The organism is Variovorax sp. J22P240 (assembly GCF_030316855.1).
Taxonomy (GTDB): domain Bacteria; phylum Pseudomonadota; class Gammaproteobacteria; order Burkholderiales; family Burkholderiaceae_C; genus Variovorax.
In genome coordinates this window covers 20,184-44,889 of the sequence record NZ_JASZYR010000009.1, presented here as the reverse complement: position 1 = coordinate 44,889, position 24,706 = coordinate 20,184, and the positions used below count along the sequence as shown (strand labels likewise).

General features: G+C 64.2%; 23 protein-coding genes. 10 read left to right on the top strand and 13 right to left on the bottom strand.

Annotated features, from left to right (window positions below; genetic code table 11):
- Nucleotides 1-37 precede the first annotated feature (37 nt).
- The gene (locus QTI24_RS20660; protein ID WP_286603019.1) at nucleotides 38-1,156 is read left to right on the top strand and encodes an iron-containing alcohol dehydrogenase; all 1,119 of its coding nucleotides are present in this window, start codon (nucleotides 38-40) and stop codon (nucleotides 1,154-1,156) included.
- Nucleotides 1,153-1,941 carry a tryptophan 2,3-dioxygenase family protein gene (locus QTI24_RS20655; RefSeq protein ID WP_286603018.1) on the top strand — a complete coding sequence of 263 codons (789 nt, stop codon included), beginning with the start codon at nucleotides 1,153-1,155 and terminating at the stop codon, nucleotides 1,939-1,941. Before QTI24_RS20660 ends, QTI24_RS20655 begins: the two co-directional genes overlap by 4 nt.
- 15 nt (nucleotides 1,942-1,956) lie before the next feature.
- On the opposite strand, the gene QTI24_RS20650 is transcribed toward QTI24_RS20655, so the two are convergent.
- A complete protein-coding gene (locus QTI24_RS20650) occupies nucleotides 1,957-3,150 on the bottom strand; it encodes an MFS transporter (protein WP_286603017.1) in 1,194 nt (397 codons plus the stop codon).
- 146 nt (nucleotides 3,151-3,296) lie between these two features.
- Between QTI24_RS20650 and QTI24_RS20645 the strand changes: the two genes are divergently transcribed.
- Nucleotides 3,297-4,052 (top strand): AraC family transcriptional regulator, encoded by a 756-nt coding sequence (locus tag QTI24_RS20645; protein WP_286603016.1) that lies wholly within the window; start codon nucleotides 3,297-3,299, stop codon nucleotides 4,050-4,052.
- 174 nt (nucleotides 4,053-4,226) lie between these two features.
- Nucleotides 4,227-5,228: an SDR family NAD(P)-dependent oxidoreductase gene (locus QTI24_RS20640; RefSeq protein WP_286603240.1), complete on the top strand. Its 1,002-nt coding sequence runs from the start codon at nucleotides 4,227-4,229 to the stop codon at nucleotides 5,226-5,228.
- Nucleotides 5,229-5,256: 28 nt separating this feature from the next.
- On the opposite strand, the gene QTI24_RS20635 is transcribed toward QTI24_RS20640, so the two are convergent.
- On the bottom strand, nucleotides 5,257-6,138 hold the full coding sequence (locus tag QTI24_RS20635) for a LysR family transcriptional regulator (RefSeq protein WP_286603015.1): 882 nt from the start codon (nucleotides 6,136-6,138) through the stop codon (nucleotides 5,257-5,259).
- Nucleotides 6,139-6,235: 97 nt separating this feature from the next.
- Between QTI24_RS20635 and QTI24_RS20630 the strand changes: the two genes are divergently transcribed.
- Nucleotides 6,236-6,985, top strand: a complete 750-nt coding sequence (locus QTI24_RS20630) for an SDR family NAD(P)-dependent oxidoreductase (protein WP_286603014.1) — start codon at nucleotides 6,236-6,238, stop codon at nucleotides 6,983-6,985.
- A gap of 54 nt (nucleotides 6,986-7,039) precedes the next feature.
- Here the strand turns inward: QTI24_RS20630 and QTI24_RS20625 are convergent, their stop codons facing one another.
- Nucleotides 7,040-9,382, bottom strand: a complete 2,343-nt coding sequence (locus QTI24_RS20625) for an ATP-binding protein (RefSeq protein ID WP_286603013.1) — start codon at nucleotides 9,380-9,382, stop codon at nucleotides 7,040-7,042.
- 202 nt (nucleotides 9,383-9,584) lie between these two features.
- Between QTI24_RS20625 and QTI24_RS20620 the strand changes: the two genes are divergently transcribed.
- Nucleotides 9,585-10,322 carry a response regulator gene (locus QTI24_RS20620; protein WP_286603012.1) on the top strand — a complete coding sequence of 246 codons (738 nt, stop codon included), beginning with the start codon at nucleotides 9,585-9,587 and terminating at the stop codon, nucleotides 10,320-10,322.
- A 9-nt stretch (nucleotides 10,323-10,331) separates the two neighbouring features.
- Here the strand turns inward: QTI24_RS20620 and QTI24_RS20615 are convergent, their stop codons facing one another.
- Nucleotides 10,332-10,703: a DNA-binding transcriptional response regulator gene (locus QTI24_RS20615; protein WP_286603011.1), complete on the bottom strand. Its 372-nt coding sequence runs from the start codon at nucleotides 10,701-10,703 to the stop codon at nucleotides 10,332-10,334.
- A 329-nt stretch (nucleotides 10,704-11,032) separates the two neighbouring features.
- Between QTI24_RS20615 and QTI24_RS20610 the strand changes: the two genes are divergently transcribed.
- Complete coding sequence (locus tag QTI24_RS20610; protein ID WP_286603010.1) at nucleotides 11,033-12,103, top strand: LysR family transcriptional regulator; 1,071 nt, start codon at nucleotides 11,033-11,035, stop codon at nucleotides 12,101-12,103.
- On the opposite strand, the gene QTI24_RS20605 is transcribed toward QTI24_RS20610, so the two are convergent.
- From QTI24_RS20605 to QTI24_RS20585, 4 genes are all read right to left on the bottom strand, one after another.
- The gene (locus QTI24_RS20605) at nucleotides 12,040-12,408 is read right to left on the bottom strand and encodes a cupin domain-containing protein (RefSeq protein ID WP_286603008.1); all 369 of its coding nucleotides are present in this window, start codon (nucleotides 12,406-12,408) and stop codon (nucleotides 12,040-12,042) included. The genes QTI24_RS20610 and QTI24_RS20605 overlap by 64 nt on opposite strands.
- On the bottom strand, nucleotides 12,405-12,695 hold the full coding sequence (locus tag QTI24_RS20600) for a globin family protein (protein WP_286603007.1): 291 nt from the start codon (nucleotides 12,693-12,695) through the stop codon (nucleotides 12,405-12,407). The genes QTI24_RS20605 and QTI24_RS20600 overlap by 4 nt, the downstream gene beginning before the upstream one ends.
- A 201-nt stretch (nucleotides 12,696-12,896) precedes the next feature.
- On the bottom strand, nucleotides 12,897-13,361 hold the full coding sequence (locus QTI24_RS31500) for a DUF3565 domain-containing protein (protein ID WP_353506101.1): 465 nt from the start codon (nucleotides 13,359-13,361) through the stop codon (nucleotides 12,897-12,899).
- 31 nt (nucleotides 13,362-13,392) lie between these two features.
- Nucleotides 13,393-14,046, bottom strand: a complete 654-nt coding sequence (locus QTI24_RS20585) for an alternative oxidase (RefSeq protein ID WP_286603006.1) — start codon at nucleotides 14,044-14,046, stop codon at nucleotides 13,393-13,395.
- A gap of 311 nt (nucleotides 14,047-14,357) precedes the next feature.
- Between QTI24_RS20585 and QTI24_RS20580 the strand changes: the two genes are divergently transcribed.
- The 3 genes from QTI24_RS20580 to QTI24_RS20570 all read left to right on the top strand — a co-directional run bounded on the left by QTI24_RS20580 (nucleotide 14,358) and on the right by QTI24_RS20570 (nucleotide 19,494).
- Entirely contained in the window at nucleotides 14,358-15,353 is a 996-nt protein-coding gene (locus tag QTI24_RS20580; protein ID WP_286603005.1) for a Bug family tripartite tricarboxylate transporter substrate binding protein, read from the top strand.
- 436 nt (nucleotides 15,354-15,789) lie between these two features.
- Nucleotides 15,790-16,407 carry a TetR/AcrR family transcriptional regulator gene (locus QTI24_RS20575; RefSeq protein ID WP_286603003.1) on the top strand — a complete coding sequence of 206 codons (618 nt, stop codon included), beginning with the start codon at nucleotides 15,790-15,792 and terminating at the stop codon, nucleotides 16,405-16,407.
- Between the two features lie 60 nt (nucleotides 16,408-16,467).
- The gene (locus tag QTI24_RS20570; RefSeq protein ID WP_286603002.1) at nucleotides 16,468-19,494 is read left to right on the top strand and encodes an ATP-binding protein; all 3,027 of its coding nucleotides are present in this window, start codon (nucleotides 16,468-16,470) and stop codon (nucleotides 19,492-19,494) included.
- Here the strand turns inward: QTI24_RS20570 and QTI24_RS20565 are convergent.
- The 5 genes from QTI24_RS20565 to QTI24_RS20545 form a co-directional block, all read right to left on the bottom strand.
- Entirely contained in the window at nucleotides 19,445-22,363 is a 2,919-nt protein-coding gene (locus QTI24_RS20565) for an ATP-binding protein (protein ID WP_286603001.1), read from the bottom strand. The two genes, QTI24_RS20570 and QTI24_RS20565, sit on opposite strands and share 50 nt — an antisense overlap.
- A gap of 69 nt (nucleotides 22,364-22,432) precedes the next feature.
- A complete protein-coding gene (locus QTI24_RS20560) occupies nucleotides 22,433-22,894 on the bottom strand; it encodes a nuclear transport factor 2 family protein (protein WP_286603000.1) in 462 nt (153 codons plus the stop codon).
- A gap of 148 nt (nucleotides 22,895-23,042) precedes the next feature.
- Entirely contained in the window at nucleotides 23,043-23,522 is a 480-nt protein-coding gene (locus QTI24_RS20555) for an SRPBCC domain-containing protein (RefSeq protein WP_286602998.1), read from the bottom strand.
- Nucleotides 23,519-23,866 (bottom strand): ArsR/SmtB family transcription factor, encoded by a 348-nt coding sequence (locus QTI24_RS20550; RefSeq protein WP_286602996.1) that lies wholly within the window; start codon nucleotides 23,864-23,866, stop codon nucleotides 23,519-23,521. Before QTI24_RS20550 ends, QTI24_RS20555 begins: the two co-directional genes overlap by 4 nt.
- Before the next feature lies 1 nt (nucleotide 23,867).
- Nucleotides 23,868-24,551, bottom strand: a complete 684-nt coding sequence (locus QTI24_RS20545; protein WP_286602995.1) for a glutathione S-transferase family protein — start codon at nucleotides 24,549-24,551, stop codon at nucleotides 23,868-23,870.
- Nucleotides 24,552-24,706 lie beyond the last annotated feature (155 nt).

Below are 24,706 nucleotides of genomic sequence, written 5' to 3'. Positions count from 1 at the left end.
TATCTTTTCGATCCTGTTATCGAAAAGGTCGATCGAAATGAATCAGTACAACTGCTTGCCGCAGGACGGTGTCTTCTGGGGCGAACACATTCTGCAAAGCACGGTGGCGCGGCTCGCGGACTATGGGATCGGCCACGCGATCACGTTCACTGTCGAGCCGTTGGCGAAGCTGAACCAGACCCACGTGCAGCCTAATCTGAAGCAAGGCGTCGGCACCTTCACGGATCTGCCTGCGCACGCTCCCGACAGCGCCATCCAGCAAGGGCTCGATGCCTGCGAGCGGGCCGGGGCCGAGTCGATCATTGCCCTCGGCGGCGGATCCGTCCTCGACGCTGCCAAGGCCGTGTCCCATCTCCACCATGAAAGGACCGGGCGGTTCCTTCCGATCGCAGCATTGCCCACGACGCTGTCCGGCTCCGAGTTCTCGCACTACTTCGGCATCACCGAAACGGACGGCGCGCAAAAATTCAAGCGCAGCTACGCTGTGCGCGAGACCACGCCGAAGGTCGTCGTGATCGACCCCGTACTCGTGCTCGATACGCCCCGTGCGCTGCTTCTGTCCTCGGCCGTCAAGGGGATGGATCATGCGGTCGAAGGCATGCGCAAGGTCACCAAGGAGCATCCGCACGCGATCATGGCCGCCAGCGGCGTGGCACGATTCCTCAGAGTGCTCGAGAAATGGCCGAAGGCCACGCAGACCCGAGAGGCCATCGAGAAAGGCCTGGTGACCACCGATGACCTACTGCAACTGCAATTGGCCGCCTGGCAGTGCTACTTCTCCCCCGCCTCGGTCATCTATGGACTGAGCCACCGGATCGGTCACATCCTCGGCGGAACCTACGGCCTGCCGCACAGCGCGACATCCTGCATCACCCTCGCGCCGGTGATCCGGGCCTGCGCGGACTTCTATGGTGAGAAGCTGGAAGTCTTCGCTGCATCGGTCGGAGAGGATGATGTCGCGACGCAGTTGGCAGAGAAGATCTCGGGCGTGGTGAAGACGCTGGGGCTGCCCGATCGTGTCAGTGCGTTCGACCTCGACAAGGCCCGGCTTCCGGAAGTCGCCACGCTCCTGAAGAAGAACTATCCCAACGAGGTTGCCGACCTTGGCGCCGGCGCCTCGGCCAAGCTCGACGCGCTGCTCGAGAGTCTGTGGTGAATCTCGGCAGTCCCCAATCGCAGGGTGACCCGGGAGAATTCGGGTTGATTGTCGCCGCGCAAGTGTCCGAGCTCTGGTGGGCGCTGATCGTCAGGGAGCTTCGAACCGCCCAGGAGCAGCTTCGCGCCGACAACCTGACCGAAGCCTCCCGATCGCTCCGACGCGCGGTCACCCATTTCGAGCCTCTGAACGCCACCTTGCGCTCGATCGCCTGGATGACGCCGAACCGCTTGTTCGTCTTGCTGTCCCGGGTTTCAGTCCAGCTTGGACAGGACACGGCCTTTCAAGGCCCGATCCATCGTCAACTGATCGATCTGCTGGGCCTCCAGCAGGTAGACCAGCTGCAGCCGGCACCTTCTCGGTCCCGACGTCGCGAGCGACCGAGCCCAGCGCTCGCCGCCGAGCCCAGCCTTTACGACGATGTGCTCGCCTACCTGAGCCGCATCGGGTTGACCGTGCCGGCGCATCTGCTCGAACGAACAGCGGGGTCACCCTATGTGCCCAACGAGACGATCGAGCAAATCTGGCGCGAGATCTACGAGGATCCCTATCCGGACGTTCCGCTGCAGCAACTCGGCGACACGCTCGCGGAGATCGCCAACGCATTCACGGACTGGACCGGCCGGCTCCGAAAGACAACGCGCCGAGCGTTCACCGGTCGTTCGCCAGTGGCCAAAGGTGGCGAGACCTCGGCGCCTACTTTCGATGAGCTTCCGTTTCCGGACCTCTGGCTGGCGCGCGGCTTCATAGGAAGCGCTCCCGAGGCACACCCCCTCGCGGCCTGACGCGCGCGCGCCCCTTTATCCGTCGACGCGAACGGCTCGCCCCACGGACGCCCCCAGTGCGCACATCACGATGCAGAGCACCACGCAGGCCACGAGCGGTGCGGTCCAGTTTCCCGCGAATTCGTGCAGAACGCCGACGAAGATCGGTCCCACAGCCGCCATCAGATAGCCGATGCACTGCGACATGCCGGAGAGCGATGCAGCGACCTGCTGAGTGCCTGCGCGCAGCCCGACGAAGGCGAGACTCAGGATCAGGGCGGCCCCCATCCCCATTCCGAAAGCGAAGACCCAGAACCCGGCCCACGCGGGCAGCGCCAGCAGGCCCACCAGTGCGCAGCCGCTCAATGCCGGCGAAGCAACGGCAAGCCAGCGCTGGTCAGGCAATCGCTGAAGCAGCGGCACCAACAGCAGTGCGGGCACGGCGCCCGCCAGTTGCATCCATCCATGGAGCGTTCCGGCGCGTGCGCTCGAATAGCCTGCGTCGTGCAGCAGCGAGGCCAGCCACGCGATGGCAGCGAAGTGAATGAAGCAGGTCAAACCCAGATAGCCAGCCACCTGCCAGGCCAGGCTCGAACGCCATACCGATTCACGCGGCGTTGGTGCCGAAAGAATGGGACTCGAGCGCGTCTGGCTGCGCAACTGGGGAAGCCAAACAAGGGCCGCGATCAGCGGCAGCCCTGCTACCGTCGCCAGCGCGCTTTGCCAGCCGGCGCGCAGTACGTGTTCAAGCGGCACGGCAAGCGCGGACATTGCGCCCGCGGCGGCGATCATCGCCAGCGCATAGCAAGCTGTCAGCGCGGCCACCTGCCGCGGAAAGTCTCGCTTCAGGAGACTGGGCAGCAAAACGTTGGCGATCGCAATCGCGCCACCGATCAAGCCTGTTCCGACAAACAGCGCCGAGACGGTCCCGGCCGACCGCAGCACGATGCCGCAGATCAGCAGCGCCAATGCGCCAAAAATCGCTCTTTCCAAGCCATGCCGACGCGCGATCGGAGCCGCCATCGGCGAGACCACGGCGAATGCAAGCAGCGGCAGGGTCGTTAGCAGTCCGGCCTGCGAGGCGTTGAGCATGAAGCTGTCACGAACAGGATCAAGCAGCGGCCCGAGCACGGTGATCGGTGCACGCAGGCTCGCGGCAACGAGCAGGATGCCGGTGATGAGAAACGTAGGACGAAGTTGGACGCGCAGCGGGGAAGTCGAGTGAGGCATGCGTTGAAGCTGTTCGGAACGAAACCTCACTCTAGTGATTGCCCACGAGTCTGAATCTGCATGCATCGACGCAAAGTCTTCAAATCCGGTCAAATTGAGTGATGTCGTCGTCAGGTCGGAGCCCATGGACTTTCGAGTTCGATGCGATGGACGCGACCATCGCTGCAGTTCAGATTCGAACGCAACATGTCGTCGAGGAGTTGGCCACGCATAGGCACCGGCAGGGCCAGCTGGTGATGGTGTTGCACGGCGCCGTGACCTGCGAGGTACAGGGTGCGCTGTGGATGGCGCCCACGCACGGCGGGCTGTGGATACCCGGGGGCGTTCCGCACAGCAATCAGATGACCGCCAACGGCAATGCCTGCTTTCTCTTCGTCGAGGATGGCGCCGTGCAGATGCCGACGACCTGCTGCGCACTGGCCATCAGCCCCTTGCTGCGCGAACTGGTCATCCATCTGGCTACCTTGCCGACAAGGACGCAGCGAAATCCGGAAACCGTGCGGTTGCACGCCGTGCTGCTGGATCAGCTCGTGCGCATGCCGACCGAGACGATGCACCTGCCCGTCTCCGACGAGCCGCGCCTGCGACGGCTCATCGACGCCCTGATGCGGGATCCGTCCGATCGCACCACCGCGTCCCAATGGGCGTCGCGCCTTGCAATGAGCGAGCGCACATTCAACCGGTTCCTTCAATCGGAGACCGGCCTGACGTTCGGACGTTGGCGGCAGCGGCTGCACCTGGTATTGGCCCTGCAGTGGATGGCATCCGGTGCGTCGGTGCAGCAAGCCGCCGATCGCCTGGGCTACGAGACCGTGACCGCCTTCATCGTCATGTTCAAGAAGTCCATGGGGACGCCCCCTGCACGCTATTTCTCCGAGCGTCGATCGCGCCGTGGTGCCTGAGCGTCACGCCGTGGGGTCCAGTGCACCGAAGCGGCAGCCTCTCCGAGCGCGGCGTCAAGCGCGCCACGCCATGTCATGCGCATCCCGGCCCCAGGGCATTGCTGCCTGCCCGGCAACGCCGTGTGGCCTGTTTGGCTGCTACCGCGTCCAAGGGGCGGCCCCTACGATGCCGCCATGCATGAAAAGCAAGCAACCTCGCCTGAAGAGGCTGGCGATTCCCGACTGGGTATGACGTCCACCGCTGATGAAGTTCTGTCAGGCATCGACCTGCGCGGGAAGCGCATCCTCGTGACCGGTGTGTCGTCCGGGATCGGCGTGGAAACCGCGCGGTCCTTGGCCGCGCGCGGCGCGCAGGTCATCGGCACCGCCCGGGACCTTGGCAAAGCCGCAGACGCCACCGCGCCGGTCCGTGCCGCTGTGGCCGGCGGCGGCCTCGAACTGGTCGCACTCGACCTGGCCTCGCTCGCGAGCGCGCGCAGCTGCGCCGATGCTCTTGTTCGCGACGGGCGCCCGTTCGATGTCGTGATCGCCAACGCGGGGGTCATGGCGACACCGTTGGGCCGCACGCGTGACGGCTTCGAAACACAGCTGGGTACCAACCATCTCGGCCACTTCGTGTTCGTCAATCGCCTCGCCCCCTTGATCGCCGACGGTGGCCGGGTCGTGGTCGTAGCCTCCGCCTCCCATCGCTCGGCGAACTTCACGCTCGATGATCTGAACTTCGAACGCACCGCGTATGAGCCCGGAATCGCGTATGCGCGTTCCAAGACCGCCAATATCCTGTTCGCTGTCGAGTTCGATCGACGCCACAAGTCGCGCGGCGTGCGCGCGACCGCCGTGCATCCCGGAACCGTCCGCACGGAGCTCGGACGGCATATCGGCCTCGAAGCGATGGATCAGATCCTGCAGCGAATCAGCGTCGACCTGGTGGCACAAGGCCAGCCACCGTTCCAATGGAAGAGCGTGCCTCAGGGTGCAGCGACTACGGTGTGGGCCGGCGTCGTCGCGACATCCACCGAGGTCGGTGGCCGGTACTGCGAAAACTGCCACGTGTCCGAGGTGGTCGACCGGGCTGTCAGTCCCGTTGCCGAAGGCGTTTGCTCGTACGCGCTCGACCCGGAAACCGCAAGACGGCTGTGGAGCAAGAGCGAGGAATTGGTGGGTGAGCACTTCTGAATGCCGCAGCGCCGATGGCATGCCTGCGTCAAGAGAAGGACACCAATTTGGCAGCAAGGAAATCAATGAAGAGGCGCGCCCTTGCGGGAGCGTGGCGTCCGAAGGCGTGCAATGCATACACCGACACCAACGGAAGTGGAACCTTCGGCAGCACCGGCTTCAACCTGCCGGCGTCGATGTCGTCCTGGATGGCAAAGCGCAGCATCTGCACGATGCCCATCCCGTTCAACGCCGCAATGCGCGTCGCAACGCCACTGTCCGCATCGAGGACACCTTCCGGCGTGAAGACGCTGCCGTCGGCGAACTTCAACGGAAAAGGCCTGCCGGCGAGCACGTAGCGGACGTGATCGTGATCCCGAAGCGCTTCCTTGCTCTTTGGAGCGCCGTGGGCGGTCAGGTATGCCGGCGACGCCGCCAGCACCATGGGCAGCCTGGCAAGCAAGCGCGAGGTCAGGTCGGAGTCCGCGACATCGCCTGCCCGCACCGCGATGTCGAAACCTTCGCGGATCAGGTCAACGTGCCTGTCCGTCAGGCTGATCTCAAGCTTGAGCCCTCGATGTCGGGGCAGGAACTCCCGGGTCAGCGGCTCCATCAGCACCCGGCCCAGATCTCCGGGTGCCGTCACGCGCAAGAGGCCTTGGGCCGTCGCCGTCGCGTGCATCACATCGCCCGCCTCGTCGAGCGCGCGAAGCAGCGGTGCGACGCGTTCGAAGTACGCCGCACCCTCCTGGGTCAGCGTCAAGGTGCGGGTGGACCGCTGGAACAGACGCACGCCGAACCGCGCCTCGAGCCGCGCCACGCTCTTGGAGATTGCCGATGGCGAAGTGCCCAACGCCCGCGCCGCACCGCTGAACGAGCCGGCCTCCACCGTGCGCACAAATGCGATCAGACCCTGGGTTCGATCCAGCATCGATTCAACTTCTTTTGGAACAAATGTTTGTCAAATTATGGACTACTCAATCCATTCAGGAATACCTAAATTCGTTGCATCAACCAAGGAACAACTCATGAGCAAGCTATCCGGAAAAATTGCAGTCATCACGGGCGGGAGCAGCGGCATCGGTCTCGCCGCGGCGAAGGCCTTCGCGGCCCAAGGCGCCAAGGTCGTCATCGTGGGTCGGCGGCGGGATGCCGTGGACATCGCCCTGGCCGAACTCGGCCCCGAAGCCACAGGAATCATCGGGGACGTCGGCGATTTGTCGACACATGACCGGCTGGTCGCGGAGGTCTCGGCCCGATTCGGCGCGATCGACATCTACATGGCCAACGCCGGCATCAATCGCATCGAGCCTTCATTGGCGGTGAGCGTGGAGAGCTACGACGCCCAATTCGCGACCAACACGCGAGGCGTCTTCTTTGGCGTCACCAAGATGCTGCCCTTGATGCGCGAGGGGGGGTCCATCATCCTCACGGGCTCGATCGCGAGCGCGAAGGTGCTCGACGACCATGCGGTCTACGCAGGGACCAAGGCGGCCATCGGCGCATTTGCTCGAAGCTGGGCGCTGGAACTGAAGGGTCGCGGCATCCGCGTCAACGTCCTCAGCCCCGGGCCGGTCGACACGCCCATCCTGGAAAAGCTCGGCATCTCGCCAGAAGACCGACCTGCGTTCGAGAAAGGCGTGGCATCGGCGATCCCGCTCGGCCGTCTCGGCCGGCCCAATGAGCTTGCGCGCGCCGCGCTGTTCCTGGCATCCGACGAGAGCAGCTTTGTGACGGGCATTGACTTGCGCGTCGATGGCGGCATTGCCATCACATAGGTTCAGACGTCGTGACCATACTGGCCAGGCTCAGTGTGTGTTGACTTCAGCGCACTAACCCGTGACTCGCAACACCCGGGCCAGGCTCGCGCCGAGGTCGCGCGCCGAAAGCGGCTTCTGCAGGACTTCGTCGGCGCCGATCGCTGCACCCAGCGAGTCGGCAGCACCGCTTTCGCGCGCCTTTCCTGCCCTCGCTCCCAGATACCCGCTCATCAGCACGATGGGGATGGACTCGCGTATCCCTCGCACTTCGCGAATCAGCGCCGATCCCGACATTTCCGGCATGCGCTCATCCGTCATCAGGGCATCGAAGCGCTCGGGGTCTTCCCGGAATGCCGCGAGCGCAGCCGCACTCGAAGTAAAGCCGATGGGCACATAGCCCAGATCCGCAAGAGTACGGGTCGCAAGATCCACCAACGGCTCCTCGTCGTCGACGATCAGCACACGCTGACCATCGCCGCGCGGCGGGGCCGACTCCTGTTGATCGTTCGGCTCTGCCGCGTCACCGGAGCGCGGCAGGTAGACAACGAAGGTGCTGCCGGCGCCGAGGGAACTCGCCACGTCGATGGCACCGCCGAGCTCGGTGACGATGCCATGCACGAGGGAAAGGCCCAGACCGGTACCGGTGCCGACCTCCTTGGTGGTGAAGAAGGGATCGAAAATGCGATCGATGATCTCCGGCGCGATGCCGGCGCCGGTATCTGCGACCGTGAGTACGACATATTCGCCGGGCCGACGTGCGCCGATCGTCCCGGCGCGTCGAGCCTCGACGCGCTCGATGGCGAGCTCGACGCGCAACCTTCCGCCGCCCGGCATTGCCTGGATGGAATTGGTCGCAAGATTGGCCACGACCTGATGTACCTGAGTCGCGTCGCCGAGTACCGCGGCGGCCCCCGCGTGCAGCGTGGCGTGCACCGTCACGGTCGCAGGCAACTTCGCCGAGACCAGGTCAAGCACCTCGCGTACCACCCCCTCGACGTGGACCGGCACACGTTCGCCGACCGCGCTGCGACTGAAAGCCAGCAAGCGCTCGACGAGTGCGCGTCCGCGCTCGCCGGCGACCATGATGCTGTCGAGGTCGCGCGCGAGGCGACTCCCCTTGGCCGCATCACGCAATGCCATCTCGCCATAGCCGAGAATCGCGCCGAGGATGTTGTTGAAGTCGTGCGCGATTCCGCCCGCAAGTGTTCCTATCGACTCGAGGCGTTGCGCCCGGCGCAGCTTGCGCTCCATGGTCCTCAACCCTTCCTCCGCGAGCTTGCGCGCCGTGATGTCGGTAGCCGATCCAGTCCACCGTGCGACCTTGCCCGCGTCGTCGCGCTTGCAGATGGCCTGAAGGTTGTGCCAGCGAGGCTCCCCATTGACGAGGTAGCGCACTTCCATGGCAATTCGCTCGCCCGTTCCGGCAAACAATGCCTGCCGCGCGGTCTCCCATCTCACGAAATCCTCCGGGTGCATGTTGATTCGCGCTCTGTAGTCATCCCTGTCGGCCCAGGTCGTGCCTGGCGGAAACCCGGCCAGTTCAAACGCTCTCGGCGATGCAAAGTACGTGTCGGTAGGAATGTGCCAATCCCAGTACCCCGATTCGCTCGCGGCCATGGCGAGTTCGTAGCGCTGCTCGGACTCCCGCAACGCCTCTTCGGCGCGCTTGCGCTCGGTGATGTCTCGCACCGTGCCGGTCCAGCGAACGACCGCGCCGGAACGACTGCGCGCTGCCATGCCGGCCAGTTGCACCCAGCGCGTCGTTCCGTCCCGGATGAAGCGGGTCTCGACTCCAAAGCGCGCCTCCTTGCCGGCAAAGTGCTCGGCAAACGCACGCAGCAATGGCGCACGATCCTCGGGATGGAACGGAATTTGTGCGATGAACTCATCGCGGCCGGTGAAACATGCGCCCGGCGCGAGGCCGTAGATCTCCAGCAATCGTGGCGAGGCATAGATGGCGTCCTTGGCGACGATCCAGTCCCAGAAGCCATCGTCGCTGGCGTCCATGGCGCGCACGTAGCGCTGCTGATCGCGCAGCGCTCTGGCACGCCGAGCGCTCATCCAGCCTATGACAAGTCCCGCGACTGAGAACGTGACGAAGCGGGGCAGATCGAGAAAGCCGCCAATCAGCGGATAAGGCACCTCGATCAGCTGGGGCAGCGTGAGTGTGGCCGCCAGTGCAGCCACGAGTCCGGGTCCCGCGCCGCCGAACCACGCCGCGGCCAGCACGGCAAACACGAACAGGCCCGCGAGGCTGAGAGTCGGGCCGGCGGGTGAGAGGTGCACCAGCACCGCAATCACGATGCAGGCGGGCGCAAGCGCGTACCGCACAGCGACCGATTGCGTCACTCGCTCGTCGAGCAAGGCGGCTCCAGCCGACAACACCTTCTTTCGGGTAAATGGATTGGAACGCACCCTTCTTGCTCCGAGGCTGCGCGGCGGAAACCGCGCATGAAGCGTCCCAACAGGACGAATAGCGCGGCAGCATACACGGCCCAGGGCTCGCCAATTGTTACACTTCCGATCCGCTGAGCGGCGAGGTTGCGGGCCTGATCCGTGCATCGCGGAACCTGGCCGGTCCGGCCCGACACAAGCGCACTGACGAGGAAGGAAAAATATGGAATTGCCGGCGCAGGGCGTAGCGCCACACGTTCTTGTGGTCGACGACGACCCGTCGATACGGCAGATGCTGGTGGATTTTCTCGGTGACTACGACTTCAAGGTCAGCGCTGTGGCATCTGGTGCGGCAATGAGGGAGGCACTGAACCTCAGCGCCGTGGACTTGCTGGTTCTCGATGTCCGCCTCCCTGACGAGGACGGCATCCAGATCGCACGCCGTTTGCGCGAGCAGTCCGACTTGGCCATCATCGTCATCACTGGCAGGCGTGACGAGGCCGACCGTGTGATGGCGCTCGAGCTTGGCGCCGACGATTACCTGACGAAGCCCTTCTCGCCGCGTGAACTGTTGGCCCGCGTCCGCGCGCTGCTGCGCCGATCGAAGATGCGGGAGGTTGCAAGCCGCCGCGAGTCCGGAGTCCGCGCCTACCGCTTCGCCGGGTGGGAACTCAACGTGGGCTTGCGCAGGCTGTCCTCACCGCTAGGGGAAGTCGTTGGCCTGTCCAACGGCGAATACAACCTCCTCACCGCCTTTCTAGGTGCGCCGCAGCGCGTGCTGACGCGCGCCCAGCTGCTTGAGCTCTCACGCCTTCATGACGACGAGGTCTATGACCGCTCCATCGACGTGAAGGTCGGTCGGCTCCGTCGCAAGCTGGAGTCCGACGACCGGCCTCCCATCATCCGCACCGACCGCGGCGCCGGCTACATCTTCATTCCGACGGTCGAGATCGTGCGTTGACGCAATCGCTCAACCGCCGCCCAGACACCGAGCGACCGCCGTAAGTAGTTCCTTGCACGTGAATGGCTTCGGCAGCATTCGGGCGACGCCGAATCGCCGCGCCGCGTCCTCTGACGCGGCGACGTCTCGCCTGAACCGGCCCGATATGGCAAGGATTGGAGCGCCGCCATGGCGGACACTGAGCGCCCGCAGCACGACAGCGGCCTGCGCAGGGTTCGGAACATCCGCGATCACGAGCGCGACGCCCCTGGGCGTCGAATCGTCCATCTCGACCAGATAGCCCGCCTCGGTCAGCCAGCGCACGAGCAGTTCGCGGATGAGGTCATCCGTTTCGACGATCAACAGCCGTCTGTTTTTATCTGGAGTTCTTTCGGTGGTCATGGCGGAGGGCCGCTCCGACGCGCTTCGTCAAATTGAGTAAGGCCATTGCACCGCCAGAGGTGCACGGTAATGTGTCTGTGGGGTCATGTTGTGTGTCAACCGACACAAATGCATGCAGCAGCTCCTGCATGACACCCTCCACGACGCTCCAATATGACAACTGAGAAGTGCCATTGCGATGCCGACATCGTGCGACCACGTCCCGAGAAGACATTGAATCCCCTCGATCTGCAGGAGCGAAACATGGAATTCAATACGAGCATCCGGGACGCGCGCCGCACGGTGCCAGCATCGCCATCGATGCCTCTTCAAATCAAGGGGACGCTTTCATGACGTGCATCTCGGCCCCCTTTGCACCCGCCCCGACCCCTCTGCGTGCAGACCCCTTGGCCTCGAGTTTTGCCACGAGCTATGCGGGGGTCGTCGCTTTCATCGCCGTGGTCACCGAAGGCAGCTTCGCGCGGGCCGCCGAGCGCCTGGGCATCGGCCGCTCTGCGGTAAGCCGCAGCGTCCAAAGGCTCGAAGACCAGCTGAACGTGCGCCTGATCCTTCGGACCACGCGCAGTACCACTCTGACCCGCGAAGGTGACCTCTTCTTCGCCAATTGCCACGCCGGGGTCGATCGAATCGTCCGGTCCATTGAGGAAATGCGGGATCTACGTGAGGGCCCTCCCCGCGGTCATCTTCGGATCAGTGCGCCGGTTGGCTTCGGGCGGAGAGTGGTCGCCCCCTTGCTCGGCGAGTTCCGAGCAACCTATCCGGACGTGTCGATCGACCTGCTTCTGGACGACAAGCCCGCCGACTTCATCTCCGACCGCGTGGACATCGCATTTCGCAATGGGCGGCTGGAGGACGACCGGACCATTGCGAAGCAGATCATCCCGATGCAGATACTGGTCTGCGCCTCGCCCGAGTACCGGGACGCCCGCGGATTGCCCGACAGCGTGGATGACTTGGCCCATCACCAATGCATCAACTTTCGCTATGGGGCGGGCCGGCTCCACGAATGGGAGTTCAAGGTGGACGGCCAGGTCCGGAAGTTCCAGCCACAGGCCAAGATCACCTACAACGACCCGAGCCTGGTGCTGCAGGCCGTGCTCGACGGGCACGGCATCGCACAGATGGCGGGCTACCTGGCCAGCGATGGACTCCGCTCCGGCGCACTCGTTCCATGCCTCGCGCGGTATGCACCTGAAGACCGCGGCCACTACATCTGCTACTTGAGCCGGCAACACCTGCCTTCACGCATGCGCGTCTTCATCGACCTCATGACAGCCAGGATCCGAGCGTGCAACCATCAGTGCCTGACAGACCATAGGGACCTGAACGCCCCGGCTCAATCGGTGCGGCTGGCCGGCAGCACGAGGGTCATGAGCACCCTGCTTTCTTCCAGCGCATGAAGGCCGTGCAGCAAGCGGCCAGCGAGGTACATGATGTGCCCGGCCTTCAGCAGCTTCAAGTTGCCGTCGACGTGCACCTCTACCCTTCCGCGCAAGCACTGCAAGGTCATCGATGTCGAGACGGCGTGCGACGGCACCCGCCTTCCGGCAGGAAGCACCAGCCACATGATCTTGACGTCGCGAGCCTTCAAGAGTGCACAGGTCTCTTCGGCGTGCATGTCGAGAGCGCCGAGATTCACGACCTGACCGGATGATGTGTGGGTGATCGCCATAGGGTGCTGACCTCTTCGCAGCCGTTCGGTCAAGCCTCATCTGGCTCGACGTCCGGCAAGCGGCCGTATCGAACGCAGTCGATGACCTGCCCGTTCTTGACAACGAACTCGGCGAACTCCTTATGGTGTCCGTAGAGCAGGTTACGCGCAACGCCGTGGGCGATTTGCTGGAGTTCTTGCGCCGCCGCGGAGGGTAGCAGCGCGTCGGTGTGCTTGTGCCATAGCGTGAGCCAGCGGGCAAAGTGCGCCTCCGACATCGTCTCCAACGCCATGTGCTTCTTGAAGACATTGCCGCGGAACGACTTGCTGGCCAGGAGCACGGTGCTCCAGAAATCCACCATCCGCTCTAGGTGCATCCCACGTCGCGCCGATGGCCTTGTCGAAGATGGGCCCGATCTCCGGATCGCTTCGCACGTCCACATAAAAGCAATCGACGAGTTCTTTCAAACTATCGCGACTGACCAGCCGCCTCATACCTGCTGCTTTGTCGTTCATGAAAGGCCTGGTTTGCGTTGCGTGCGTCACGTATCAAGTGCAGCATAAAACTCGACGAAGAACCGGACCGGTCCCATCGGCTCCACGCGGTGCAGCACATCCGGAACCACGATGCCTGGGGCCTCCGGCGTGAGCGTCACGTCCGTGCTCCAGATGTCGACGACGTAGCGCAATCGCCCTTCCAGGACGTGGATCCTTCCCCAAACGCTGCCTCGGGTCGAGTGATCCTTGCGCAATGCGGCGGGAACAGAGTCCTCCGTGAAAACCGGACTGGCCCTGTAGGGCTTGTAGTGCTCAGGCAATTCGAACCTTTCGCACCGCAGGCACTGCAAGTGGGCGCCGATCTGGCTTGTTCTGCCTTCTTCGCTCAATACCCAGGGGCGGAACACCAGCGGCGGGTTGTGCCGGACGTGCTGGCGATGCCCGCAGTCCAGTAAGGCGACCCAGTCGAACACCTCGTCCTGCACGAAGTCAACGATGGAACGTTGCATTTCCAGCTCCGGTATGTATGCGGCGCAGTCCCTAGAACACCTCGTGTGCACCTTGCGGATTGCAGAGCGAATCCGCCATCGCATGGTTGACGTCGCGGTGCCCGGCCTCGTCATCCCGGACGGCCAACACCACGTCGCGCAGCCGTGCGTCCTGATCCAGGCCCCAATACGCTATCGCGAGTGCAGGGGCCACGACATTCTCGACCCTGCCTTCGTCGATCTCCTTCAAATAGAGCGTGTAGCTGACCACGGCCTCTTCCTCGAAATAACCCACCAGCCGGTGTGCCGTACGGGCCGAGCACACGTACAGCGCCAGGAAGCACACGCAGAACACGGCCTGTGTCAGCAGGACCACGATGCGTTCGAACCAGTTGGGCTTTGCGATCTCCAGGAACGTCATCAGGTGCATGCGCTCGTTCTCGGCCTCCGTCAGCAGCTTCTGGATCCAGCCTTCATCGTCGATCATCCAGCGCAGGCACTTCAGGTGGATCAGCATGCCGCCCACCATGCCAGGCACTGCAGCAACGGTTTCCAACACGATCGCGCGGTTTCCATAGCGCTTTGCGAAGAAGGTGTCGGCCAAGAGCCGAAGCGTCAGCGTAATGCCCAGTGCCAGGCGATCCGAAATGCCATGAGGCTTGTGATGCTTGTAGCTGTCGGATGGAGTGCTGTGCTGCGTGTTCATGGACGACCTTCTGGAATCGAAGCTGGACGTCTGCTTCGGACGTTTTTGGATGACTGTGCGCCAGGCGTCTCGTATCGCCTTTGCTCAGGAAGCGACGCACTGAAGCAAATGCTAGAAGGTGCCGATCTTTGTCGGAAGGTCGATCTGTCTCACCTTGGTGTTTCCTGGAAGGCACCGACGCGAAGCACCGATCTCCGATGCCGTGACAACTGCCCGAAGCTGTTGTCGGGATTCGGTTAAATTGGAAAGAAACGACTGAACACAATGCATAGCACTCGCCTCCTGTTCCCAAGACTTGTTGGATTGCGGCCATGACCCTTTGCCTGCGTCGTCGTCATGTCCTGGGGCTCGCCGGCAGCGCCCTGCTAAGTGTTACCGGCGTGCATGCCGGCACATTCCCTGGCAGGCCGCTGAGCATGATCGTCCCCTACCCTGCAGGAGGCCCCGCTGACGCGCAGGCGCGGCAGCTTGAACCGCCAATGCGCGACGCGTTGGGCCAACCGCTCGTGGTGGACAACGTGGGTGGTGCCAGCGGCTCCATCGGCATTCACAAGCTTTTGTCGGCGCCACCAGACGGCTACACGATGCTTCTCGGCACTCCCAGCGAGGTGATCCTCGCGCCGCTTGCGCTGTCGGCCGTCAAGCACACGCCCGAACAGCTTCGCCTCATTGGCGTGACAGGCCACTCGCCCATGATTCTGGTCGGCAGTCAGCACCTCGGACCCCAATCCCTGGAACAGCTCGCGGCGCGCGCGCGCGACAGCCAAAGGCCAAGCCTGACTTACGGCAGCATCGGTCCCGGCTCCCTCCATCACTTGATATTGGAAGACCTCGCATCGCACTGGGGAGTCGTCATGACGCACGTTCCCTACAAGGGCGTCGCTCCCATGGTGCAGGATCTCATGGGTGGTCACCTCGATTTGTCGATCCTGCCGTCTGCTGGCAATGTGGTCGACCTGATCACCCAAGGCAAGCTGCGCGCATACGCCGTTGCCGATACCCGGCGTCTACAACAGCTGGCCCAGGTCCCGACCTTCGCCGAAGCGGCGGGCCCGGGCTTTCGCGACTTCACCTACGAGATATGGGGCGGCATGTTCGTGGATCGAAGGATTCAACTTGAACATGCGCTGCGCCTCAACGCGGCGCTGAACGCCGCCCTGATGGACGTGGAATTTCAACAAGCGCAGTTGGCGGCCGGCTCCGTTCCGGGAGTGGCGATGAGTCTGGGAGAGGCCGAACGTGTTCTTACGGAACAGACCGCGCGCTTCCGGAGCATTGCCCAGAAGATCAACCTTCGGCCTCAATAGGGCGAGAGGCAAGACGCCTCGGGTCCGGGCCAATCGAACGGACGCCAGTCGGTACACGCTTCCCTCAGAAGCGACCGTCTCGGGAAACAGCGCCCTGACAGGAGGCTAGAAAGGCAACCGTGTGGCAATAGCCGCACGCAGTTGATCCCTCTGTAACTTCTGAATGTCCACGCGAGGCACTACTCACCGTTCATTGCGCACCCTAGATTCAGGGACTCGTCTGAATCCAAGGAATACCTGATGAACAAGCTGCCTGGAAAGAATTCGCCGTCGTCACTGACGGCAACCGTGGCAGCGGCCTCGTGCAGCCAGGAGCTTCATCGCCGAAGGCGCCAGAGTGCCTTGAGCACTGCCCGGTTTGACAGGTCAAGATACGGAACGTATCGTATCGAATTCCGAGCAATCGCTTGCCGTCCAACCTGTTTCTTCGAAGCGCATGCCCAGTTCCCCTCGAGCATCCGGCCGTTCCCAGGCGCCCGCCGGCCGCCCGCGGAGCGACGACGCCACGCGGGCGGTGCGTGCGGCCGCCTTGGCGCTGGCCTATGAAAAGGGCACCCAGTTCGCCACGGTCGAACGCATTGCCGCCCACAGCGGCGTGGCGAAAACCTCGATCTATCGCCGGTGGCCCAACGCGGCCAGCATCGTGATGGACGCCTTTCTGGCCGACGTCGGTCCCAAGATCCGCTACCGCCGAAAGTCCTCTGTACAGGAGACCTTCGCCGACTCTGTTCGGCAGTTGGTTGCCTCATTCGAGGGCCCGCGTGGCGATCTGCTGCGCCACGTCCTCGGCGCTGCACAGTCGGACACGCAGTTGCAGCGGGCGTTCCAAGAGAACTGGTTCGCGCCCCGCCGGGCGCAGGCCATCGCCGTCATCGCGCAGGCGCAGGCCGATGGCGAGTTGTCGGCGTGCATCGACTCCGATGCGCTGGTGGACACCATCTATGGCGCCGTGTACTACCGGCTGATGATTCCCTATAGCGACCTCTCGACGGCCTACGTAGAAACGATGGTGCGTCAGGTCTTCGAGGGTGTGATGGGTGGCCGCTCCGCGTGATCCGCGGGAAAGGCTCGCATGTGGCAGGCGCTCTGCCACTCCGATGAAGGAAGAAGAACCATGAATGCCTTCGCGAATGCGGGCGACGCACCGACTCCTGTCTCGCTCCATGGACCGGGGAACGTCGCCATCAACGCTGCCGTATCTCGTGCCCAGAGCGTCTCCTTCGGGCCGTTTCGCCTCGATCCCCCCGCGCGGCGCGTCGAGAAGGACGGCGTCCCGTTCCCGCTCAGCAGCCGCGCGCTCGACATCCTGATCGTGCTCGTGGAGCATGCCGGCGAAATCGTCGGCCACAGGGACCTGATCGCACGAGTTTGGCGCCATCTCGAGGTGGGCCCTGGCAGCCTGCGCACACACGTCGCCAGCCTGCGCAAGGCACTGGGCGATGGCGAAGGCGGCGCCCGGTACATCGCGAACGTCGCAGGCCAAGGCTATTCCTTCGTCGCACCAGTCCAACGCTGGCACCTGTCCGAACCCGCGTCCTCTCCAGTACGGGCCGGCGCCCGCGAGGGTGCCGCCTTCAAAATGCGTACGCTGCCACCGCTGCTCACCCGGATGGTCGGGCGCGACGAGGCGAGTTGCGCCATCGCCCACGACCTGATTGCACATCGATTCCTCACGATCGTCGGCCCTGGAGGGATGGGAAAGACAACGGTCGCCGTGGCCATCTCGCATGCCATGCGCGAATCTTTCGCCGATGCGGTGTGCTTTGTGGACTTGGGCACCCTGTCGAATCCCGCGCATGTCGCCTCCACGGTCGCTTCGACGCTCGGGCTCACTATCGGAGCCGAGGACGCACTGCCGGAGTTGCGCGAATCGCTGCGGCGGGCGCGAATGCTCCTGGTTCTTGACAATTGCGAACACGTGATAGGGGCGGCGGCGGCGCTGTCCGAGCAGATCTTTCGCGAGGCGCCAGGGGTACACATCCTCGCGACCAGTCGTGAGGCTTTGCGGGTCGATGGCGAGTGCACCTATCTGCTGCCCGCACTCGAGTACCCGCCGTCCGACATCCGCCTAGATGCAACCGCGGCCCAGTCCTTCCCGGCCGTCAAGCTCTTCATCGAGTGCGTCGCCGCCACCGGTTCCCGGTTCGAGTTGAGTGACGCTGACGCGCCTATCGTGGCGAGCATCTGCAGTCGGCTCGATGGAATCGCACTCGCGATCGAATTCGCGGCGGGGCGTGTCGGCGTCTACGGCATCGACGGCATCGACACCTTGCTGAACAGCCGCTTCGGCCTGGAATGGCCCGGTAGGCGCACCGCGCCGCAGCGCCACCAGACGCTCCATGCCACGCTCGATTGGAGTCACGATCTGCTTTCCGGCAGCGAGCGGGCGGTGCTGCGACGACTGTCCATCTTCGTCGGTACCTTCACGCTGGAAGCCGCACAGGCGGTAGCGTCCTCAGGCGACTTCGACAACGATAGTGTCGTCATCGATGTCGGCGAACTCGTGGCGAAGTCGGTGGTGTCCGCCGTCGCGGCCAACGACCGCATGGTGCGCTACCGGCTCCTGGAGACCACCCGTGCCTACGCATTGGAAAAGCTCAACGAGAGCAATGAACTGGAGGCTACCGCCGCACGTCACGCAGCGTATTTCACGCGGCTCTTCGATTCCGGGGGCGGCATCGACCCCCATCGCGACGATCGTGCCCTCGCACTCGCCGAGCACCTGGGCAACGTGCGGGCGGCGCTTGATTGGTGCTTCAACGAGCAGGCGAATACCCCACGGAGCACGGCGCTGGGTGTTGACCTCGCGGCCGCAGCGGCGCCAGTCCTCATGCAGCTCCTCCTATTGAACGAGGCCCACCGGTGGACCACGGCGGCCTTGTCGATGCTGGACGATGCAGACCGCTGGACCAGCAAGGAAATGATCCTGCAGGAAACGCTAGCAATTGCGTCGATGTGGACGCGATCCAATGGAAGTGACCTGCGCAACGCCATCACCCGCGGCCTCGAGATCGCCAACCGCCTGGGTCATGCCCCGCACCGGCTGCGATGGATGGTGGGAATGCACATCTATCTCCTGCGGATTGGGGATTTCTTCGGCACACGCGAAGTGGCTGAAACGCTGGATGCGGTCGCCCGCACATCGGAAGATGTCTCGTTCATGGTCATGTCCGACTGGCTGCGTGGATCGTCGGCGCATTTCATCGGCGATCAGCAAGCGGCGAGACGGCTCTTCCAGGATGGTTTCGGGCGCACCGGGCCGCGGAACCTGCAGCTCTTCGGGCTCGACTATCGCGTGCGGGCGCTGGTGACCTTCAGCCGCGTGCTGTGGCTCAGCGGATGCCCCGACCGCGCGATGCAGGTCGCGCGAGAGGCGATCAGCGAGGCAGAGACTTTCGGCAGGCCGCTCGACGTGTGCTTCTCGCTGCTCTACCCCACGTCGGTGTTCCTCTGGTGCGGCGAATGGGAATCGGCACGGCGTTCTTTCGCCCAGCTGACGCAGCACACCAACTGGCCCGCACTGCCTTCGTTCCACTCGACGGGCCAGGCCCTGGAAGGCGAGTTGCTCCTGAACCTTGGAGAAATGGAGCGCGGCATCGCGATGTTGCGCACCGCCTTGCAAAGCATGCGGGATCATCGACAGCTCCTCTTCTTCACGCGGGCCGCCTGCGCACTCGCGGATGGCCTCATGAGACAGGGGCAGCCGGCCGACGCTCTCACCGTCGTCGACGACGCTATTGCTGAAACCGACGGTGGCGCCGAGGGAACGGAGTTCGCGGAATTGCTGCGGATGCGTGCCGAGGCCTTGATGCGGCTGCCCGGCTCCGACGCATCGTGCGTGGAAGACGCGCTGACGCGCTCGCTCGACTGTGCGCGCCGCCAGCACGCACTGAGCTGGGAGTTGCGAACATCCATGACGCTCGCGCGCCATCGCGCTAGCCAGGGCCACCGTGACGAGGCTCATCGCGTGCTCGTCGCGGCCCATCAGTCGTTCACCGAGGGTTTCATGACCCCGGACCTGCAGTCGGCCGCGCGCATGCTGAAAGAGTTGGCCCCGTCGGCCGAGGCGCCGGGTCCGCGCACCCGACGCATCAGGAAGTCAAGGGAGATCCCAGCGTCGTCAGGAGATCCCGCGCAGTGATGAGGTCGACCGTGCGGTGACCTTCGGAGAAGCGGCCGTGGATTGGCGCAAGCAGTCGTCTCGCCGGCTCAACCCGGCGTTGTCGTAGCCAGAGGCCCGCGAGGCTGTTTGACGCGCGCAGTTCCCAGGACAAGGCCCCTTGTCGGCGTGCGAAGTCGATGGCGTCAAGAAGGCATTGCTCAGCCGATTGCAGGTCGGCGGCCGGGGCGCTCGCCAGGATCTCACCTTTTACGCGCAGCGCCTCGGGCATGTTCGAGTAGCCGCCATGGCGTTCGATGAGCGAGATCGCTTCCTCGATGGCCGCCATGGCCTCGGAATGCTTCCCCATTTTGGTGAGGCCTTCGGCCAGCGCGATGATGAACACACCGGTGCGCATATCGTAGCGATCGGCCCGCACGGCCCGCAAGCTCTCACTCAACAGCCCGACACCCAACTCGGGCCTCGCGTGCCGGACCGCGACCTCGCCGCGCAGCCCCATGGCGACCGCCGCATAGGGCGACAGCGAGTGCTTGGTGGCATGAGCATGCAGCCGCTCGGCGATTCTTTCCTCGCGCGACCAATCGCCACGCCAGAGAAACACGGACCCGGCCCAAATCAACGCGATGCAAAGCGTCACGGGATGATCGAGCGACTCGGCCTGCTCGATCGCGTGCTGCGCCAGGACAGCCGCCTGATCGCATCGACCGCGAAGCCAGTGGCATCGTGCCTGGCCGGACAACGCATGGACGCGGTGATCGAAACCGAGGCGAGCCGTGCGAATGCGATTGCCCTCGCTGCTGCCCTTCAGCGCGGCCTCCCAGTGCACCTCGGCGTCGGCGATTTGCCCCGACAGATCGAGCGCCACGCCCAGCATCGAATCCACCGTTCCCGACGCCACAGGGTCGCGCATGGCGCCTGCCACCACGTCGGCGTGCCGTGCCGCCTCGAGCGAACCCCTGAAATCGCCCATCCGAAGCAGGCACGTGCCGAGGCCGGCGAGCAGCCTCAACTGGTAGGCGTAGTCTTGGAGTTCCTTGGCAATCTCGAGGCCGTGCGAGAACGCGCACCGCACCTCCTCGCTGTTGCCGCGGGTGAACATGAGCGACTGACCGAGCGAGGCCTGCAGTTCCATCTCACGGCGCGTCCCCCGCGCAGACTCCGGCAGCGAGGCGATGGCCTTCTCCATCCAGCCACGACATTCGGTCAGGAGCGACATCTCGAGGAAAAGCGGCGCCGCCGCGGCGGCCAGCGCGGTGCCTACTTCCATGTCGCCGGCATCTGAAAGGCTCCAGTCCAGCGCAGCGCGCACGTTGCCGAGCAGTTCGGTCGGCTGCAGGGGCGTTCTTTCGGCCTCGGTGGCGAATATCGGCAGTGCGCGCCGCTCGACCGCCCCCCGGAACCAGGACGCATGTCGCGACGCCACCGCGGTCGACTCGCCGCACTCGATCAGCCTTTGCAAGGCATAGACCCGCGTGCTGTCCAGCAGGCGATAGCACATGCCCTTTCCTCGGGCCTCGTTGGTCAGCAACGACTTCGCCACCAGGTTCGCGACGGCCTCGACGACTTCAGCATCGTCTGTACCAGGCTCGCCCGCCACGAACTGGGCCGCTTCGAGCGAAAAGTTTCCTACGAATGCCGAAAGCCTGCGTAGCACCGTGCGCTCGATCTCCGTCAACAAGTTGTAGCTCCATTCGAGAGCTGCGCTCATCGTCTGGTGACGCGGCACAGCTGTGCGGCGACCATGCCACAGCACAGCGATGCTCTTGTTGAGCAAGGCGGCGATCCCCTCGACTCCGTAGGCATCCAGGCGCCCGGCGGCCAGCTCGATGGCGAGCGCAATGCCGTCGAGCTCCCGGCAGATCCTCGCCACGGCTGGCGCGTCGGCGTCGCCGAGTCTGAAACGCCCGGCGTTCACCCCCGCCCGCTGCACGAAAAGTTGCACCGCCGGGTAGGCTAGGGCTTCTTCGGCACCGAGCGAATCGCCAGCGGGTGGACACGCGAGCGGCGGCAGCAGGTGCACCCGTTCGCCCTCGACACGCAGGGACTCTCGGCTGGTCGCGAGGATATGGACCCGGGGTGCTTCCATGTAGATCCGATCGGCCAGCGCCGCTACAGCGCCGATCAAGTGCTCGCAGCTGTCCAGAACGAGCAGCATGTGCTTGTCGCGCAGGAAGTTCACGATTCCCGACGGAGCGTCGCCGAGGTGACCGACGAGCCCCAGTGTCGCCGCGAGCGTCCCGGGGACCAGGGTAGCGTCATTGACCGTGCACAAGTCGATGAAGCACGCGCCGTCGTCGAAAATCGGAAACATCGCGTGCGCCGTCGAGACGGCGACCGTCGTCTTGCCGATGCCTCCGGGACCGACCACTGTCACAAACCGCTTCTGTCGCAACTCCGCCTGGATCGCGCGAATGGTGTCGTCACGGCCCACCACACGTGCAGCCGAAGCCGGCAGTCCCGCGGCCGGCTCCGGACGCGCGGGAGCTTGCCCGAGCAATTGGTTCCGTGACACGTATGAGACGGGCGCCACGAAGCAATAGCCCTGGCCGGCGACGTTCGTCACGTATCGGGCGTCGGATGCGGCGTCGCCCAGGGCCTTGCGCAAGGCGACCATGTGGACTCGAAGGCTGCCCTCATCGACCACGACGTCGGGCCAAGCTCGTGCCATTAGCTTCCGCTTGTCGATGACTTGACCGGCCGCAGCAACAAGCGCGATCAGCAGGCTCAGCGCGCGTCCTCCGAGACGCACCGGCACGCCGTCCCTGTCGAGGAGCCGCTCGGCCGCGGACAGCCGGAAGGGACCGAACGCGGCAATCCAGTCTTCCTTGTCAGCGTGGTCCATCGTCGGTGTCGTCATCGCGTCGGCTTTACCTATGCAATCGAGCAACATTCTCGCTTCTCCTAGGATGCAGGAAGCCTCGACCCGGCTCGTCGGCAGGGCCATAGTCGAAGCTAACGCTCATGCCTGCGGCGCTGCGTCCGGCGGCCGACGCGTGAGGACCGCACTTTGAAGAGTTCGAATCTCCGGCGGCGAGTCGACCGGCCGCTTGTTGAGTATGAACAAGCGGACGATCTTGTCTGAGTGCATCGAAAAGTGGAAGGTCAGGGTCAGCACGCCCGGCAGCCCAGCCTTGTCGAATTCGCCATCCACGTTGGCAGTGAGGATCACCTCGCCGAAGTGCTCAGCAGCGTTAACGACCTGCATGGTCATTTTGCCGCCGACGATCTCGCGCTCGGCCCATCCTCGGATCGCATTCGTCCCCAGAAAGTCGCGCAACTGGTCGTTGACCAGCGCCCCGGGTGCAAAGCAGGCCACCAACGCGTCGGCATCGAAGGCATTGGTGGCTGCGACATAGGCTGTGACCGGCGGGGGCAGGCCGCCCGCCGGCAAATCCGCGATCTGCTCGCGCGAAGGTGTCATGAGGTCGCTTTGGTCTGTGCGTCTGGCGCGATCATCGACCTGTGCCGCGCCTTCTGCACGTCAGAACATGTCAAGCGTTGTCAATTTTGTCGGCCGGCGCCCGGGACGCGACATGCCACGAAGAACTGTCGGTCCCCTGCGCGCTTGCCTACGGTCCGGCTGGCGACCTTGGGGGCCGCGTTATCTCCAGCCTGAGCCGGTCTAGGCTTTCTTCCGTTCCTCGTATTCGCTGCGCGCGATCTTCATGTCCGTCGAGGTACGCGAGCTGCTCGGTGTAGACCATGCGAGTTCCGTGCTTGTGGGCAAAGAATTCGACCGTCACGAGTGAAACCGATAGGCGGCGTGAGTCGAGCTGGATGCCGTAGGCGAAGACGATGCGCCGTGCAGATTCGATGTCGAAGAACACTTTCTCGATCTGCTGAACGCGTCCGTCGGGATAGACGACTTGATGCGTCTCATGCCCGAACGGGCGGAAGTCCAGACGGTACCCGGTTGTGTGCTCGGCGTGGCAGTCGGACCAGCGGCGCTTTGCCTGCGGGTCGGCCCAGGCCTGGAATACCGCCTCGGGCGTGGCGTCGAACTCGCGTTCGATGATGAAGTCGGTGTGCGTGCTGGGGATGTCCTTCATGACGCGGCCTTGCCTTTCTGCTCGGCGAGGTAGGCATCCAACTGGTCGAACTGCGCATTGAGCAGCGCCTTTCGCCTGGCGACCCATGCTCCCATTGCATCGAGCGCCTTGGGCTCGGCCGTATAGGTGCGCACGCGGCCATGTTTCTGGGAGGCGACGAATCCACCTTCCTCAAGCACGGCCAGGTGCTTGACTGCCGAAGGCAGCGCAATGCCAAGCGGTTCGGCCAGTTCGGACACCGATGCTGGCCCTCGGCTCAGGCGATCAAGCATGCCACGGCGATACGCGTCGGCCAGAGCAAAGAACATGCGATCGAGCCGTGCGGGATCGGCGATTGCTTGCATCTCAGGCCGTCGCCGGATCGAAGAAGCGCCGAGAAAGGCCGCTACGCCCTGGATAGAACTTGAAGTAGGGCCGCGCGTGATCAATGGTGGACGCCACCGATGGATGATCCATCAACCGCTCGAAGTAGGCGGCCAGGTGGACATGCTGCGGTGACAGCGGCACGTATGTCACCGCATAGAACAGGGCCGGCGCCGCGGCGCAGTCAGCCATGCTGAACGCCTCGCCAGCCACCCAGGTCCGCCCTTCAAGGTGTCGGTCGATGAACGCGTAGGTCGATGACAAGCCTTCTCGTGCTTTGGCCACCCCGTGTGCGTCATGCTGACCTTCCGGCCGCAGAAGGTCAGCGGTCAGCGCCTGCATCGGCGTCATCACGTGCAGGTCGAAAAGACGGTCCCACAAGCGCACCTCAAGCGCGGCGTCCGGAGCATCCGGGATGAGCGTGCGGTCTGACTTTGCGTGACGCTGGAGATACTCGATCATGATGCTCGATTCGGGCACGGGCCGATGCCCGTCCACCAAGAGCGGCATCTTGCCTGTGGGCCACAGGGCGAGGTGCGACGCCCGCTCTTCGGGGTCGCCCAGGTTGAGCAGCCGCTTCTTGACCTCAATGCCCAACACGTCGATCGCGATGAGCACCTTGTGGCAGTAGGACGAGAGCGGGTGATAGTGCAGCGTGAGGTCCATGAGTCATCAATACTTTCCAATAACGGAAAGTATATGTTCATGCGCATGCCGAAACAAGAGGGGCGCTGAGTACCCCCCTCGCTCGGGACTCGCCAAGCAGTGGGAACCGTAGTGCCCCAAGCCCCATCAATCGGGCGACTTTGACACGCCCGCGC

Coding starts and splice junctions, on each gene's coding strand:
- QTI24_RS20660 (WP_286603019.1), top strand. CDS start 38: ATGAATCAGTACAACTGCTTGCCGCAGGACGGTGTCTTCTGGGGCGAA.
- QTI24_RS20650 (WP_286603017.1), bottom strand. CDS start 3,150: ATGCCTCACTCGACTTCCCCGCTGCGCGTCCAACTTCGTCCTACGTTT.
- QTI24_RS20645 (WP_286603016.1), top strand. CDS start 3,297: ATGGACGCGACCATCGCTGCAGTTCAGATTCGAACGCAACATGTCGTC.
- QTI24_RS20640 (WP_286603240.1), top strand. CDS start 4,227: ATGCATGAAAAGCAAGCAACCTCGCCTGAAGAGGCTGGCGATTCCCGA.
- QTI24_RS20635 (WP_286603015.1), bottom strand. CDS start 6,138: ATGCTGGATCGAACCCAGGGTCTGATCGCATTTGTGCGCACGGTGGAG.
- QTI24_RS20630 (WP_286603014.1), top strand. CDS start 6,236: ATGAGCAAGCTATCCGGAAAAATTGCAGTCATCACGGGCGGGAGCAGC.
- QTI24_RS20620 (WP_286603012.1), top strand. CDS start 9,585: ATGGAATTGCCGGCGCAGGGCGTAGCGCCACACGTTCTTGTGGTCGAC.
- QTI24_RS20615 (WP_286603011.1), bottom strand. CDS start 10,703: ATGACCACCGAAAGAACTCCAGATAAAAACAGACGGCTGTTGATCGTC.
- QTI24_RS20610 (WP_286603010.1), top strand. CDS start 11,033: ATGACGTGCATCTCGGCCCCCTTTGCACCCGCCCCGACCCCTCTGCGT.
- QTI24_RS31500 (WP_353506101.1), bottom strand. CDS start 13,361: ATGCAACGTTCCATCGTTGACTTCGTGCAGGACGAGGTGTTCGACTGG.
- QTI24_RS20585 (WP_286603006.1), bottom strand. CDS start 14,046: ATGAACACGCAGCACAGCACTCCATCCGACAGCTACAAGCATCACAAG.
- QTI24_RS20580 (WP_286603005.1), top strand. CDS start 14,358: ATGACCCTTTGCCTGCGTCGTCGTCATGTCCTGGGGCTCGCCGGCAGC.
- QTI24_RS20575 (WP_286603003.1), top strand. CDS start 15,790: ATGCCCAGTTCCCCTCGAGCATCCGGCCGTTCCCAGGCGCCCGCCGGC.
- QTI24_RS20570 (WP_286603002.1), top strand. CDS start 16,468: ATGAATGCCTTCGCGAATGCGGGCGACGCACCGACTCCTGTCTCGCTC.
- QTI24_RS20565 (WP_286603001.1), bottom strand. CDS start 22,363: ATGTTGCTCGATTGCATAGGTAAAGCCGACGCGATGACGACACCGACG.
- QTI24_RS20560 (WP_286603000.1), bottom strand. CDS start 22,894: ATGACACCTTCGCGCGAGCAGATCGCGGATTTGCCGGCGGGCGGCCTG.
- QTI24_RS20555 (WP_286602998.1), bottom strand. CDS start 23,522: ATGAAGGACATCCCCAGCACGCACACCGACTTCATCATCGAACGCGAG.
- QTI24_RS20550 (WP_286602996.1), bottom strand. CDS start 23,866: ATGCAAGCAATCGCCGATCCCGCACGGCTCGATCGCATGTTCTTTGCT.
- QTI24_RS20545 (WP_286602995.1), bottom strand. CDS start 24,551: ATGGACCTCACGCTGCACTATCACCCGCTCTCGTCCTACTGCCACAAG.